The sequence below is a fragment of the Streptomyces nidicola genome (assembly GCF_050106155.1).
GTDB lineage: Bacteria > Actinomycetota > Actinomycetes > Streptomycetales > Streptomycetaceae > Streptomyces.
On sequence record NZ_JBNBPI010000001.1, the window covers coordinates 6574626 to 6589028 of the forward strand.

At 69.5% G+C, this 14403-nt stretch carries 13 protein-coding genes; all 13 read left to right on the forward strand.

The features are described 5' to 3' along the window. The first annotated feature begins 89 nt into the window (after positions 1 to 89). The 13 genes from ACOKM3_RS29685 (at position 90) to ACOKM3_RS29745 (ending at position 14323) form a co-directional block, all read left to right on the forward strand. Positions 90 to 1637 carry a UDP-N-acetylmuramoyl-L-alanyl-D-glutamate--2,6-diaminopimelate ligase gene (locus ACOKM3_RS29685; protein ID WP_426904080.1) on the forward strand — a complete coding sequence of 516 codons (1548 nt, stop codon included), beginning with the start codon at positions 90 to 92 and terminating at the stop codon, positions 1635 to 1637. Between the two features lie 4 nt (positions 1638 to 1641). Next, positions 1642 to 3042, forward strand: a complete 1401-nt coding sequence (locus ACOKM3_RS29690) for a UDP-N-acetylmuramoyl-tripeptide--D-alanyl-D-alanine ligase (RefSeq protein WP_426904081.1) — start codon at positions 1642 to 1644, stop codon at positions 3040 to 3042. Beyond that, the gene (gene mraY, locus ACOKM3_RS29695; protein ID WP_266720569.1) at positions 3042 to 4115 is read left to right on the forward strand and encodes a phospho-N-acetylmuramoyl-pentapeptide-transferase; all 1074 of its coding nucleotides are present in this window, start codon (positions 3042 to 3044) and stop codon (positions 4113 to 4115) included. Before ACOKM3_RS29690 ends, mraY begins: the two co-directional genes overlap by 1 nt. Then, positions 4097 to 5539, forward strand: a complete 1443-nt coding sequence (gene murD / locus ACOKM3_RS29700) for a UDP-N-acetylmuramoyl-L-alanine--D-glutamate ligase (RefSeq protein WP_426904082.1) — start codon at positions 4097 to 4099, stop codon at positions 5537 to 5539. Before mraY ends, murD begins: the two co-directional genes overlap by 19 nt. A 91-nt stretch (positions 5540 to 5630) precedes the next feature. After that, entirely contained in the window at positions 5631 to 6959 is a 1329-nt protein-coding gene (gene ftsW / locus ACOKM3_RS29705; RefSeq protein ID WP_426904083.1) for a putative lipid II flippase FtsW, read from the forward strand. Between the two features lie 6 nt (positions 6960 to 6965). Then, positions 6966 to 8054 (forward strand): undecaprenyldiphospho-muramoylpentapeptide beta-N-acetylglucosaminyltransferase, encoded by a 1089-nt coding sequence (murG, locus tag ACOKM3_RS29710; protein ID WP_426904084.1) that lies wholly within the window; start codon positions 6966 to 6968, stop codon positions 8052 to 8054. 28 nt (positions 8055 to 8082) lie between these two features. After that, on the forward strand, positions 8083 to 8886 hold the full coding sequence (locus ACOKM3_RS29715) for a cell division protein FtsQ/DivIB (RefSeq protein ID WP_426904085.1): 804 nt from the start codon (positions 8083 to 8085) through the stop codon (positions 8884 to 8886). 298 nt (positions 8887 to 9184) lie between these two features. Next, positions 9185 to 10432 (forward strand): cell division protein FtsZ, encoded by a 1248-nt coding sequence (gene ftsZ / locus ACOKM3_RS29720; protein ID WP_426904086.1) that lies wholly within the window; start codon positions 9185 to 9187, stop codon positions 10430 to 10432. A 45-nt stretch (positions 10433 to 10477) separates the two neighbouring features. After that, a complete protein-coding gene (pgeF, locus tag ACOKM3_RS29725) occupies positions 10478 to 11218 on the forward strand; it encodes a peptidoglycan editing factor PgeF (RefSeq protein WP_426904087.1) in 741 nt (246 codons plus the stop codon). A 6-nt stretch (positions 11219 to 11224) separates the two neighbouring features. Continuing rightward, on the forward strand, positions 11225 to 11953 hold the full coding sequence (locus tag ACOKM3_RS29730; protein WP_426904088.1) for a YggS family pyridoxal phosphate-dependent enzyme: 729 nt from the start codon (positions 11225 to 11227) through the stop codon (positions 11951 to 11953). 126 nt (positions 11954 to 12079) lie between these two features. Next, entirely contained in the window at positions 12080 to 12733 is a 654-nt protein-coding gene (locus tag ACOKM3_RS29735; protein WP_426904089.1) for a cell division protein SepF, read from the forward strand. A 74-nt stretch (positions 12734 to 12807) separates the two neighbouring features. Further along, the gene (locus ACOKM3_RS29740; protein WP_026246351.1) at positions 12808 to 13092 is read left to right on the forward strand and encodes a YggT family protein; all 285 of its coding nucleotides are present in this window, start codon (positions 12808 to 12810) and stop codon (positions 13090 to 13092) included. Between the two features lie 55 nt (positions 13093 to 13147). Then, positions 13148 to 14323, forward strand: a complete 1176-nt coding sequence (locus tag ACOKM3_RS29745; protein WP_426904090.1) for a DivIVA domain-containing protein — start codon at positions 13148 to 13150, stop codon at positions 14321 to 14323. The last annotated feature ends 80 nt before the right edge of the window (positions 14324 to 14403 follow it).

Here is a 14403-nt window from a genome sequence, read left to right on the forward strand (position 1 = left end):
CCCTCGCTTCGCCCGGCAGGGGGTGGGCCCGGTACGCTCACGCCGTGCCACACGCTGATCAGTCCCAAACCACCCAGAAGGGCGCACCCGTGACATACCCCGGGCCGCCGCGACCGGCTGAGGTCTCCGCCACCCCCCTCGCGGAACTCGCCGATCAACTGGGTGTCTCGACGCCCAAGGCCGTAGCAGAGGTCACCGGCATCACCCATGACTCCCGTGCGGTGCGGCCGGGCGATCTGTACGCCGCGCTGCCCGGAGCCCGCGCGCACGGCGCCGACTTCGCCGCGCAGGCAGCCTCGCTCGGCGCCGTCGCCGCGCTGACCGACCCGGCGGGCTGGGAGCGCGTCTCCGAGGCCGGCCTGGTGCCGCTCGTCGTGGAGAACCCGCGCGGCAAGATGGGCGAGCTGGCGGCCACGATCTACGGCCACCCCGGCAAGGACCTGCTCCAGATCGGCATCACCGGTACTTCGGGCAAGACCACCACCGCGTACCTCATCGAGGGCGGTCTCAGGACGGTCCGCAGCACCGGCCTCATCGGCACGGTCGAGATGCGGATCGGCGACGAGCGGATCAAGTCCGAGCGCACGACTCCGGAAGCCACCGATCTCCAGGCGCTGTTCGCGGTCATGCGCGAGCGCGGCACCGATGCCGTCGCCATGGAGGTCTCCAGCCACGCCCTCGTGCTGGGCCGGGTCGACGGCTGCGTCTTCGACGTGGCGGTCTTCAACAACCTGAGCCCGGAGCACATGGAGTTCCACTCCGACATGGAGGACTACTTCCAGGCGAAGGCGCGGCTGTTCAAGCGGGCCCGCAGCAAACAGGGCGTCGTGAACTACGACGACGAGTACGGGCGCCGGCTCATCGACGAGTCCGAGGTCCCGGTCGTCTCCTTCTCCGCCGAGGGCCACCCGGACGCCGACTGGCGCGCCGAGGACGTCGAAGTCGGCCAGCTGGGCTCGACGTTGACGGTCATCGGCCCCAAGGGCGAGCGGATCAGCGCCAAGGCGCCGCTGCCGGGCCCCTTCAACGTCGCGAACACCCTCGCGGCGATCGTCACCCTCGCCGTCGCCGGGATCGACCCGCAGACCGCGGCCGACGGCGTCGCCGCCGTACCCGGCGTGCCGGGCCGCCTGGAGCGCGTGGAGGCCGGCCAGAAGTACCTCGCCGTCGTCGACTACGCGCACAAGACCGACGCCGTGGAGTCCGTCCTGCGGGCGCTGCGCAAGGTCACCGAGAACAAGCTGCACATCGTGCTCGGCTGCGGCGGCGACCGCGACAGGACCAAGCGGATGCCGATGGGCGCGGCCGCGGCGCGATTCGCCGACACGGCCATCCTCACCTCCGACAACCCGCGCTCCGAGGACCCCCTCGCGATCCTCGCCACGATGCTCGCGGGCGCCGCCGACGTGCCGGCCCACGAGCGGGGCGACGTCGCCGTGTTCGAGGACCGGGCCGCCGCCATCGCCGCCGCCGTGGCGCGCGCCGAGCCCGGCGACACGGTGCTCATCGCGGGCAAGGGCCACGAGCAGGGCCAGGACATCGCCGGTGTGATCCGCCCGTTCGACGACCGCCAGGTGCTCCGCGCGTCCATCGAGGCGGCCGCGGCCACCGTCGACCACCAGAAAACCCAGGGATGAAGTTGTGATCGCCCTCTCCCTCGCCGAGATCGCCTCAGCCGTCGGCGGGCAGACGTACGACATACCGGACCCGGAGGTCCGGGTCACCGGGCCGGTCGTCATCGACTCGCGCAAGGTCGAGCCGGGAAGCCTGTTCGCCGCATTCGTGGGCGAGCGGGTCGACGGCCACGACTACGCGCGCGAGGTCGTCGACAAGGGAGCCGTCGCCGTGCTGGCGTCGCGCCCGGTCGGGGCCCCCGCCATCGTCGTCGACGACGTCCAGGCGGCGCTCGGCGCGCTCGCCCGGCACGTGGTCGCCCGCCTCGGCGCCACCCTCGTGGGCCTCACCGGCTCGGCCGGCAAGACCAGCACCAAGGACCTGATCGCCCAGGTGCTGCGCCGCAAGGCCGACACGGTCTTCACGCCCGGCTCGTTCAACAACGAGATCGGCCTGCCGCTGACCGCGCTGACCGCCACCGACGAGACGCAGTTCCTCGTCCTGGAGATGGGCGCCCGCGGCATCGGCCACATCACGTACCTGACGGGCCTTACGCCCCCGAAGGTCGGAGTCGTCCTGAACGTCGGGACCGCGCACATCGGCGAGTTCGGCGGCCGCGAGCAGATCGCGGTGGCCAAGGGCGAACTGGTGGAGTCCCTCCCCGCCGACGGCACCGCGATCCTCAACGCGGACGACCCGCTGGTGCGCGCCATGGCCTCGCGCACGAAGGCGAAGGTGCTGTTCTTCGGAGAGGCCGACAGCGCCGACATTCGTGCCGAGAATGTCCGGCTCACGGAGACCGGACAGCCCGCCTTCAGCCTGCACACACCCTCCGGGTGCAGCGACGTGACCTTGCGCCTGTACGGTGAGCACCACGTGTCGAACGCGCTCGCCGCGGCCGCCGTCGCCCATGACCTTGGCATGTCCGTGGAGGAGATCGCCCTCGCGCTCTCCGAGGCGGGCAACCTGTCCCGCTGGCGGATGGAGGTCACCGAGCGCTCGGACGGCGTCACGATCGTCAACGACGCCTACAACGCGAACCCCGAGTCCATGCGAGCGGCGCTGCGCGCGCTGGTGGCCATGGGCAAGGGACGCAGGACGTGGGCGGTGCTCGGGCAGATGGCCGAGCTCGGCGACGAGTCGCTGACCGAGCACGACGCCGTCGGACGGCTCGCCGTCCGGCTCAACGTCAGCAAGCTCGTTGCAGTCGGGGGCAGGGAAGCGTCCTGGATGCAACTGGGCGCCTATAACGAGGGTTCGTGGGGTGAGGAGTCGGTGCACGTGTCCGACGCACAGGCGGCGATCGACCTGCTGCGCAGCGAGCTGCGCCCGGGAGACGTCGTGCTCGTGAAGGCATCCAGGTCGGTGGGCCTGGAGAGCGTGGCACAGGCGCTGCTCGCGGACGTGCAGGGTGGGGTTGATGCCTGATGATGAAGCAGATCCTGTTCGCCGGCGTCATCGGCCTCTTCCTGACGCTCGCCGGAACGCCGCTGCTGATCAAGCTCCTTGCGCGCAAGGGCTACGGCCAGTTCATCCGTGACGACGGCCCGCGCGAGCACCACAGCAAGCGCGGCACGCCGACCATGGGTGGTATCGCCTTCATCCTGGCGACCCTCATCGCGTACTTCCTCAGCAAGCTGATCACCGGCGCCGCGCCGACCCTGTCGGGTCTGCTCGTGCTCGGCCTGATGGCGGGCATGGGTCTCGTCGGCTTCCTCGACGACTACATCAAGATCGTCAAGCGGCGTTCGCTCGGCCTGAGAGCCAAGGCCAAGATGGCCGGACAGCTGATCGTCGGTATCGCCTTCGCGGTGATCTCCCTGCAGTTCGCGGATGTGCGCGGCAATACGCCCGCATCCACCAAGCTCTCCTTCGTGGAGGACTTCGGCTGGTCGATCGGCCCGGTCCTGTTCGTGGTCTGGGCGCTGTTCATGATCCTCGCGATGTCGAACGGCGTGAACCTGACGGACGGCCTCGACGGCCTCGCCACCGGCGCCTCCGTGATGGTCTTCGGCGCGTACACCTTCATCGGCGTCTGGCAGTTCCAGGAGTCCTGCGCCAACGCGCAGACCCTCACCAACCCAGGTGCGTGTTTCGAGGTCAGAGACCCACTCGACCTGGCGGTGGTCGCATCGGCCTTGATGGGCGCCTGTTTCGGCTTCCTGTGGTGGAACACCTCGCCCGCCAAGATCTTCATGGGTGACACGGGCTCGCTGGCCCTCGGCGGTGCCCTCGCGGGCCTCGCCATCTGCTCCCGCACGGAGCTCCTGATCGCGCTCCTGGGCGGCCTGTTCGTCCTGATCACCATGTCCGTCGTGATCCAGGTCGGCTCCTTCAAGATGACCGGCAAGCGGGTCTTCAAGATGGCGCCGCTCCAGCACCACTTCGAACTCAAGGGGTGGTCCGAAGTCCTTGTCGTGGTCCGGTTCTGGATCATCCAGGGCATGTGCGTGATCGTCGGACTCGGCCTCTTCTACGCAGGATGGGCAGCCAAGAAGTGACCACGTCCCAGGACACCTGGCACGGCAAGAACATCACCGTCGCCGGTCTCGGCGTGAGCGGCATCAGCGCCGCCCGCGCCCTGGCCGGCTTCGGCGCGTCGGTGACCGTCGTGGACGGTGGCGACAGCGAGGGGCACCGGGAAAAGGCCGCTCTTCTTAAAGAAGCGGGGATTTCCGTACAGCTCGGGGACTCGACGACGCTGCCCGAGGGCACCGAACTCGTCGTCACCTCGCCGGGCTGGAAGCCCTCCTCGCCGCTGTTCGCGGAGGCCGCGGCGGCCGGCGTCGACGTCGTCGGCGACGTCGAGATCGCCTGGCGGCTGCGCGGCCCGAACGCCGCGCCCTGGCTCGCGATCACGGGCACCAACGGCAAGACCACGACGACGCAGATGCTCGCGTCGATCCTGGACGCGGCGGGCCTGCGCACGGCCGCCGTCGGCAACATCGGTACGCCGATCATCGACGTCGTACTCGAAGGCGACGACGCCTACGACGTGTTCGCCGTCGAGCTCTCCTCGTACCAGTTGCACTGGGCGCCCTCGCTGCGCGCCCACTCCGGCGCCGTCCTGAACCTCGCGCCCGACCACCTCGACTGGCACGGCTCCATGGAGGCGTACGCCGCCGACAAGGGCCGCATCTACGAGGGCAACCAGGTCGCCTGCGTCTACAACGTCGCGGACAAGGCGACCGAGGACCTCGTCGTAGAGGCCGACGTCGAGGAGGGCTGCCGCGCCATCGGCTTCACCCTCGGCACCCCGGGCCCCTCCGAACTCGGCGTCGTGGACGGCATCCTGGTCGACCGCGCCTTCGTCGAGAACCGGCAGAAGAACGCCCAGGAACTCGCCGAGGTCGCGGACGTCAATCCGCCGGCCCCGCACAACATCGCCAACGCGCTCGCCGCGGCGGCCCTCGCCCGCGCCTTCGGCGTCGAGCCCCAGGCCGTACGCGAGGGGCTGCGGAACTTCCGCCCCGACGCCCACCGCATCGAGCACGTCGCCGACGTGGACGGCGTCGCGTACGTGGACGACTCCAAGGCGACCAACACCCATGCCACCCAGGCGTCGTTGGCCTCGTACGAGTCCATCGTGTGGATCGCCGGCGGGCTCGCCAAGGGCGCGACCTTCGACGAGCTGGTGACGGGCGCGGCGAAGCGGCTGCGCGGCGTCGTCCTGATCGGCGCGGACCGGGCCCTGATCCGGGAAGCCCTGCAGCGACACGCCCCGGAAGTACCGGTCGTCGACCTCGACCGGACCGACACTGGGGCGATGTCGGCGGCGGTCCAGGAGGCCGCGCGGCTCGCCCGCGAAGGGGACACCGTGCTGATGGCCCCGGCCTGCGCGTCGATGGACATGTTCACCAACTACAACAAGCGTGGCGAGGCGTTCGCGGAAGCGGTCCGCGAACTGGGCGCCACCAGCGGCTGACGGGACTCGAGAGGGCGCCCGGTGACGCCGGGCACCCTTCGGGAGGGGAACGTGGCAGCGCAGACGTACGGCTCATCGGTGGGGGACGGTCATGGCCGGTAGCAGTCCTCCCCGCACGACCGGGCGCCCCGCCGCACCGCCGCGGAGGACCAGCAAGGTCTACCGGGCCCGGGTCAACCCGATACAGCGCCTGTACGCCCAGGCCAAGCGCGCCTGGGACCGGCCGCTCACGGCGTACTACCTGATCATCGGGGCCGCGCTGCTGCTCACGGTCCTCGGCCTGGTCATGGTCTACTCGGCCTCGATGATCACGGCCCTGCAGATGGGCCTGTCCAGCTCGTACTTCTTCCGCAAGCAGTTCGTCGCGGCCGTCATCGGCGGCGTCCTGCTGCTGATCGCGATGCGGATGCCGGTGAAGCTGCACCGGGCGCTCGCCTATCCGATCCTCGCCGTCAGCGTCTTCCTCATGGTCCTCGTGCAGGTGCCGGGGATAGGGGTGTCGATCAACGGCAACCAGAACTGGATCTCGCTCGGTGGCCCCTTCATGCTGCAGCCCAGCGAGTTCGGGAAGCTGGCGCTGATCCTGTGGGGCGCCGATCTGCTGGCGCGCAAACACGACAAGCGCCTCCTCACCCAGTGGAAGCACATGCTGGTGCCGCTCGTTCCGGTGGCCTTCATGCTGCTCGGGCTGATCATGCTCGGCGGCGACATGGGCACCGCGATCCTGCTGACCGCGATCCTTTTCGGCCTGTTGTGGACGGCCGGGGCGCCGACGCGGCTCTTCGTGGGCGTGCTCTCGGTGGCCGCCGTGATCGGCCTGCTCCTGATCAAGACCAGCCCGAACCGCATGGCGCGCCTCGCCTGCCTGGGCAGCGCGGACGCGGGACCCGGCGACATGTGCTGGCAGGGACTGCACGGGATCTACGCCCTGGCCTCCGGCGGACTCTTCGGTTCGGGCCTCGGAGCGAGTGTGGAAAAATGGGGACAACTTCCCGAAGCGCACACCGACTTCATCTTTGCCATCACCGGTGAGGAACTGGGCCTGGCGGGGACGCTGTCGGTGCTCGCCCTGTTCGCGGCTCTAGGCTATGCGGGTATCCGCGTGGCCGGACGCACGGAGGACCCCTTCGTTCGCTATGCCGCGGGAGGCGTGACGACGTGGATCACGGCACAGGCCGTGGTCAACATCGGTGCGGTGCTCGGTCTGCTGCCGATCGCCGGAGTCCCGCTCCCGCTGTTCTCGTACGGTGGGTCCGCGCTGCTTCCGACCATGTTCGCCGTGGGGCTGCTGATCGCGTTCGCGCGGGACGAGCCGGCGGCGCGGGCCGCCCTCGCCATGCGGCGGAGCCCGGGAGTCCGGGGGATGAGATGGAACACGATGCGACGGCGCGCCTCGGCGCGTCCGTCCAGAGAGCGGTGAATTTCGGTGCATGTCGTACTCGCCGGTGGGGGGACCGCCGGCCACATCGAGCCGGCGCTCGCCCTCGCGGACGCCCTGCGCAGGCAGGACCCGACCGTGGGCATCACGGCCCTGGGCACGGAACGCGGCCTTGAGACCCGACTCGTACCGGAGCGCGGCTACGAACTGGCGCTGATCCCCGCCGTACCGCTGCCGCGCAAGCCCACGCCCGAACTGATCACGGTTCCCGGCCGGCTGCGCGGCACCATCAAGGCGGCCGAGCAGGTCATGGAGCGCACCAAGGCGGACGCGGTCGTCGGCTTCGGCGGATACGTGGCCCTGCCCGGCTACCTCGCGGCCAAGCGGCTCGGCGTGCCGATCGTGGTGCACGAGGCCAACGCGCGGCCCGGTCTGGCCAACAAGATCGGTTCGCGGTACGCGGCGCAGGTCGCGGTCTCCTCGCCCGACAGCAAGCTGCGCGGCTCCCGCTACATCGGCATCCCGCTGCGCCGCACCATCGCGATGCTGGACCGCGCCGCCGTACGTCCCGAGGCGCGCGCCGCGTTCGGCCTCGACCCGAACCTGCCGACGCTGCTCGTCTCCGGCGGCTCCCAGGGCGCCCGCCACCTGAACGAGGTCGTCACCCGCGTCGCGCCGCTCCTCCAGCGCTCCGGCATCCAGGTGCTGCACGTGGTCGGCCCCAAGAACGAACTGCCGCAGGTCCAGCAGATGCCGGGGATGCCCCCTTACATCCCGGTACCGTACGTGGACCGGATGGACCTCGCGTACGCCGCGGCCGACATGATGCTCTGCCGCGCGGGCGCGATGACCGTCGCCGAGCTCTCCGCCGTCGGACTCCCGGCCGCCTACGTCCCGCTGCCCATCGGCAACGGCGAACAGCGGCTCAACGCCCAGCCGGTGGTCAAGGCCGGTGGCGGCCTGCTGGTCGACGACGCGGAGCTGACCCCCGAGTGGGTCCAGGCCAATGTCCTGCCCGTGCTCGCCGACCCGCACCGGCTGTACGAGATGTCCCGCGCGGCCGCCGAGTTCGGCCGCAGGGACGCCGACGACCTGCTCGTCGGGATGGTGTACGAGGCGATCAACTCGCGTCGTTAGCGAGTGGACGAATGTAAGGCAGGGGACAGTGGCCGGACCCACCACGACCGATCGCGAACGAGAGTCGTCCGAGGCGTCCGAGCCGCCCCCCGCCGCGGGATGGGTGCGCATGCCGAGCGTGCGCACCCTTGTCGTGGCCGGAGTGCTGCTCGTGCTGATCGGTGCGGGCGGCACCTGGCTGCTGTACGGCTCGCCCTGGCTGCGCGTGGAGCGCGTCAAGCCCTCCGGCACCCGGGTCCTGACGCCGTCTCAGGTCCGGGACGCGGCCGCCGTGCCGGTCGGTGCCCCGCTGATCTCCGTCGACACGGATGCCATTGAGGACCGATTGCGCCGGAAATTGCCCCGAATCGACTCCGTTGATGTGGTCCGTTCATGGCCGCACGGAATCGGGCTGAAAGTGACGGAACGCAAGCCGGTCCTGATTGTCGAAGACGGCAGAAATTCAGACAAGTTCGTCGAAGTCGACCGTGAAGGCGTTCGTTTCGCGACGGTCGACAAGCCCCTGAAGCACGTTCCCCGCCTGGAATTGACGCCGGATCAGGGGCGCGCCGAGGCGAGTCTGCGGCGCTTCGGCCCCGACCGGCTCGTACGGGAGGCGGTGCGGGTCGCGGGGCAGCTCCCGAAGCCGGTCGCGCGTGACACGCGGACCGTCAAGGTCCGTTCGTACGACGCCATCTCGCTGGAGCTGACCGGCGGGCGGACCGTCGACTGGGGGAGCGCCGAACAGGGTGACACGAAGGCACGCACTCTCACCGCTCTCATGAAAGCCGAGCCGAAGGGCAGGCACTTGGACGTGAGTGTTCCCACGGCCCCTGCGGCGTCCGGGAGTTGACGCACATCGATGCAGGCCAGCACCCTGGTTGGGCATCGACATGGCTGATCACATAGGGTGAAAAGAAAAACGGGAGGTTCGGCGTGTTCGTTGAACGGGCGCCACTTGTCGACTTAGTGTCAGGTTCGGAAGAGTCCAGGAAACAGACACACTGGTAACCCTAAACTTCAGCGTTAGGGTTCGGGTCGGCAGTCGACTAGTAGTCAACTAGTAGTCCGGACCGCCCCAATTCGGCATCAGTCGTCGCACCGTAGAACGCGAGGCGGCGACACGTAACTCGAGGCGAGAGGCCTTCGACGTGGCAGCACCGCAGAACTACCTCGCAGTCATCAAAGTCATCGGTGTCGGCGGCGGTGGTGTCAATGCCATCAACCGGATGATCGAGGTCGGTCTCAAGGGCGTCGAGTTCATCGCCATCAACACCGATGCGCAAGCCCTGTTGATGAGCGACGCGGACGTCAAGCTCGACGTCGGCCGTGAACTCACCCGCGGACTCGGCGCCGGAGCCAATCCGGGCGTCGGACGCAAGGCGGCCGAGGACCACCGCGAGGAGATCGAGGAGGTCCTCAAGGGGGCCGACATGGTCTTCGTCACCGCCGGTGAAGGTGGCGGCACCGGCACCGGCGGCGCACCCGTCGTGGCCAACATCGCGCGCTCGCTGGGCGCCCTCACGATCGGTGTGGTCACACGGCCGTTCACCTTCGAGGGCCGGCGCCGGGCGAACCAGGCGGAGGACGGCATCGCCGAACTCCGCGAAGAGGTCGACACCCTCATCGTCATTCCGAACGACCGGCTCCTGTCCATCTCGGACCGGCAGGTCTCCGTCCTCGACGCCTTCAAGTCGGCGGACCAGGTCCTGCTCTCCGGTGTCCAGGGCATCACCGACCTCATCACCACCCCGGGGCTCATCAACCTCGACTTCGCGGACGTGAAGTCCGTGATGTCCGAGGCGGGTTCGGCCCTGATGGGCATCGGCTCCGCCCGCGGCGACGATCGCGCGGTGGCGGCGGCCGAGATGGCGATCTCCTCGCCGCTCCTCGAGGCGTCCATCGACGGCGCCCGCGGCGTGCTGCTCTCCATCTCCGGCGGCTCGGACCTCGGTCTCTTCGAGATCAACGAGGCCGCGCAGCTGGTCAGCGAGGCGGCCCACCCCGAGGCGAACATCATCTTCGGCGCCGTCATCGACGACGCGCTCGGCGACGAGGTGCGGGTCACCGTCATCGCCGCCGGCTTCGACGGCGGACAGCCGCCGAACAAGCGGGACAACGTGGTCGGTTCGTCGACCGCCAAGCGTGAGGAGCCGGCGACGCCGGCGCGGCCTTCGACGCCGGCCCCCGAGCCCGCGCGTCCGGCCTTCGGCAACCTCGGCAGCGTCACCCAGCGCGAGGAGTCCCAGCCGCAGGCGCCGACCCCGGCCCCGCCGGCCGAGGCGCCCGCCCCGGTGAACGAGGCCCCGGCGGCCCCGGCCACCGCCCCGCAGGTTCCGCGGCCGTCCTACCCGGACAGCCAGGCCGAGGAGCTCGACGTGCCGGACTTCCTCAAGTGATCACGTGTTTCTGAACGTGATCGTGGAGCGGGTCGGATCACCGCAGTGACAGGACAACATCACACAGTGTCTTCCGAGAGTGGCGCGCACTTCGCCTTCACCGACCGGTGGGGCGGGGTGAGCGCCGCTCCGTACGAGGAGCTGAATCTCGGCGGCGCGGTCGGCGACGACTCCGAAGCCGTGCTGCGCAACCGGGAGCTGGCCGCGCGGGCGCTCGGCCTCGAGGCCTCCCGTGTCGTGTGGATGAACCAGGTGCACGGCCCCGACGTGGCGGTGGTGGACGGGCCCTGGCCCACCGAAGCCGACATTCCGTGCGTCGACGCCCTCGTCACCACGCGGCGCGGACTCGCGCTCGCCGTGCTGACGGCGGACTGCACCCCCGTTCTCCTCGCCGACCCGGTCGCCGGGGTCGTCGCCGCCGCGCACGCGGGGCGTCCCGGCATGGTCGCCGGAGTGGTGCCGGCCGCGGTCCGGGCGATGGTGGAGCGGGGCGCCGAGCCGGCCCGGATCATCGCCCGTACGGGGCCCGCGGTCTGCGGGCGCTGCTACGAGGTGCCGGCCGAGATGCGGGCCGAGGTCGCGGCGGTGGAGCCGGCGGCGTACGCCGAGACCAGCTGGGGCACCCCGGCCGTCGATGTGACCGCGGGTGTGCATGCCCAGCTGGAGAGGCTCGGGGTGCGTGACCGGGAGCAGTCGCCGGTGTGCACACTTGAGTCGCACGATCACTTCTCGTACCGCCGCGACAAGGCCACCGGCCGACTCGCCGGCTATGTCTGGCTGGACTGAGACGACATGACGAACCTTCAGGAACGTACGGCAGAGCTCGCCGCGAACCTGGCCACGGTGGAGGAACGTATCACCACGGCCTGCGCGGCGGCCGGGCGCAAGCGGGACGACGTGACCCTCATCGTGGTCACCAAGACGTACCCCGCGAGCGATGTGCGGATCCTGTCCGGGCTCGGGGTGCGGCACGTGGCGGAGAACCGGGACCAGGACGCGGCACCCAAGGCCGCGGAATGCTCGGATCTGCCGCTTACTTGGCACTTTGTCGGTCAGCTTCAGACCAACAAGGTTCGTTCCGTGGCGAGTTATGCCGGTCTGGTGCAGTCCGTCGACCGGGACAAGCTCGTCACGGCGCTCTCCAAGGAAGCCGTGCGGGCCGAGCGCGAACTGGGTTGTCTGATCCAGGTCGCGCTCGACGCCGGCGCGGACGGCCGGGGGGAGCGCGGGGGCATCGGCCCCGGCGGAGTAGAGGAGTTGGCCGCGCGCGTGGCCGAGGCTCCGGGGTTGCGGCTCGACGGACTGATGACCGTCGCGCCGCTCACCGGGGACTACGCGGGGCGGCAACAGGCGGCGTTCGAGCGGCTCATGGATTTGTCGACTGCCGTGCGCGCGGCCCATCCGGCTGCGAACATGGTCTCGGCAGGGATGAGTTCGGACCTCGAGCAGGCCGTGGCGGCCGGAGCGACACATGTGCGCGTCGGTACCGCGGTCCTCGGTGTCCGACCCCGGCTCGGGTAACGTCGCGAAGAAGTCGGACCACAGCAGAAAATATGGTCATTCTCGCTGATGGGCGGGGAGGCCACGTGGATCGCGGGCACTTTGGTTGACGTCAGCCGATCCACCACAGAGCGGAGGACTCAGAGAATGGCCGGCGCGATGCGCAAGATGGCGGTCTACCTCGGCCTCGTGGAGGACGATGGGTACGACGGCCGGGGGTTCGACCCCGATGACGACTTCGAGCCCGAACTCGACCCGGAGCCCGAGCGGGCCCCTCGACGACACGACCGGCACGAGCCGTCGCATCAGTCACACAATTCCCACGCCGCGACGGATGTGGACGAATCGGTCAGAGTAGTGCAGCCCCCGGCTCCGCGTGAGCCGGTGCGCCAACCTGCTTCGCTTGCCGCTGAATCCGGACGTCCGGCACGAATCGCCCCCGTGGCATCCATCACACCTGAACGTCAGAGCCTGGAGAAGAACGCACCGGTGATCATGCCCAAGGTCGTGTCCGAGCGGGAGCCCTACCGCATCACCACTTTGCACCCCCGGACCTACAACGAGGCCCGTACCATCGGGGAACACTTCCGTGAGGGCACTCCGGTGATCATGAATCTGACGGAGATGGACGACACCGATGCGAAGCGACTTGTCGACTTTGCCGCCGGTCTTGTGTTCGGTCTTCACGGGAGCATCGAGCGAGTGACACAGAAGGTGTTCCTGTTGTCGCCTGCTAACGTCGATGTCACGGCGGAGGACAAGGCCCGTATCGCAGAGGGCGGGTTCTTCAACCAGAGCTGAGACGCAGCAAAGTACGACGGCTAGCTACCAACTAGTCACAAGGCACGAGCAACAGGGGAGAGGGAACCGCCGACATGGGCGTGGTTTTTGATGTGGTCTACATCGCGCTGATGTGTTTCCTCATCGTGCTGATCTTCCGGCTGGTCATGGACTACGTCTTCCAGTTCGCCCGCTCGTGGCAACCCGGCAAGGCGATGGTGGTCGTTCTGGAGGCCACCTACACTGTCACTGATCCACCGCTCAAGCTTCTGCGGCGGTTCATTCCGCCGCTGCGTCTCGGGGGCGTGGCGCTCGACCTGTCCTTCTTCGTACTCATGATCATCGTCTACATCCTGATCTCCGTCGTGAGCCGGCTGTGAGCACGATGTCAACTACGGTCTTGCCGAATGCCGACGACAACGTTGAGGTGAAGAGATGCCGTTGACCCCCGAGGACGTGCGGAACAAGCAGTTCACGACCGTCCGCCTCCGAGAAGGCTATGACGAGGACGAGGTCGATGCCTTCCTCGATGAGGTCGAAGCCGAACTGACTCGTCTTCTTCGAGAAAACGAGGACCTGCGCGCGAAACTTGCCGCAGCCACCCGCGCCGCTGCGCAGAACCAGCAGCAGGGCGGGATGCGCAAGGGCCCCGGCGGTCCTGGTGGCCCCGGTGGACCTGGCGGTCCCGGTGGACCCGAGGGTGGCCCGCAGGACCAGCAGCAGGGTCCCCCGCAGGGCATGCGAGGCCCGGGCGCTCCGGTGCCCGCGGGTATATCGGGCCCGCCGCAGCAGCAGATGGGCGGCCCCATGGGTGGCCCGCCCCAGCTGCCGAGCGGTGCCCCGCAGCTGCCGGCCGGTCCTGGCGGACACGGTCCGCAGGGCGGCCCGCAGGGTCCCGGCCCGATGGGCCAGGGGCCGATGGGCCAGCAGCCGCAGCTGGGCGGCCCGATGGGCGGTCCCATGGGCGGCCACGGTGGCCCGCAGCTGCCGCAGCCCGGTCAGGGCCCCGGTGGCGACAGCGCCGCCCGTGTCCTCTCGCTGGCCCAGCAGACCGCCGACCAGGCGATCGCCGAGGCCCGCTCCGAGGCGAACAAGATCGTCGGCGAGGCGCGCAGCCGTGCCGAGGGTCTTGAGCGTGACGCCCGTGCCAAGGCCGATGCCCTGGAGCGGGACGCGCAGGAGAAGCACCGCGTGGCGATGGGCTCCCTGGAGTCCGCCCGCGCCACGCTGGAGCGCAAGGTCGAGGACCTGCGCGGCTTCGAGCGCGAGTACCGCACGCGTCTGAAGTCGTACCTGGAGTCGCAGCTGCGCCAGCTGGAGACCCAGGCGGACGACTCGCTGGCCCCGCCGCGTACGCCGGCGACCGCGAGCCTGCCGCCGTCCCCGGCGCCTTCCATGGCTCCGGCCGGTGCGGGTGCGCCGTCCTACGGTGGCAACCAGTCGATGGGTGGCAACCAGCAGAGCGGCGGTCCGTCGTACGGCGGCGGCCAGCAGCAGATGTCGCCCGCGATGACGCAGCCGATGGCTCCGGTGCGGCCGCAGGGTCCGTCGCCGATGGGGCAGGCGCCCTCGCCGATGCGTGGGTTCCTCATCGACGAGGACGACAACTGAGCGGCGCGTTTGCTTGTAGCGCCAGGTAGTAGCTAGGCGTCGGCATTCATTCAGGCCTTGGCCCGGATCGTTTCTGCGAT

What these genes read in the sequence shown, in the direction of transcription:
- ftsW (WP_426904083.1), top strand. Translation starts at nt 5,631, where the DNA reads ATGGCCGGTAGCAGTCCTCCCCGCACGACCGGGCGCCCCGCCGCACCG.
- ACOKM3_RS29740 (WP_026246351.1), top strand. Translation starts at nt 12,808, where the DNA reads ATGGGCGTGGTTTTTGATGTGGTCTACATCGCGCTGATGTGTTTCCTC.
- ACOKM3_RS29730 (WP_426904088.1), top strand. Translation starts at nt 11,225, where the DNA reads ATGACGAACCTTCAGGAACGTACGGCAGAGCTCGCCGCGAACCTGGCC.
- murD (WP_426904082.1), top strand. Translation starts at nt 4,097, where the DNA reads ATGGGCAGCCAAGAAGTGACCACGTCCCAGGACACCTGGCACGGCAAG.
- ACOKM3_RS29735 (WP_426904089.1), top strand. Translation starts at nt 12,080, where the DNA reads ATGGCCGGCGCGATGCGCAAGATGGCGGTCTACCTCGGCCTCGTGGAG.
- mraY (WP_266720569.1), top strand. Translation starts at nt 3,042, where the DNA reads ATGATGAAGCAGATCCTGTTCGCCGGCGTCATCGGCCTCTTCCTGACG.
- ACOKM3_RS29745 (WP_426904090.1), top strand. Translation starts at nt 13,148, where the DNA reads ATGCCGTTGACCCCCGAGGACGTGCGGAACAAGCAGTTCACGACCGTC.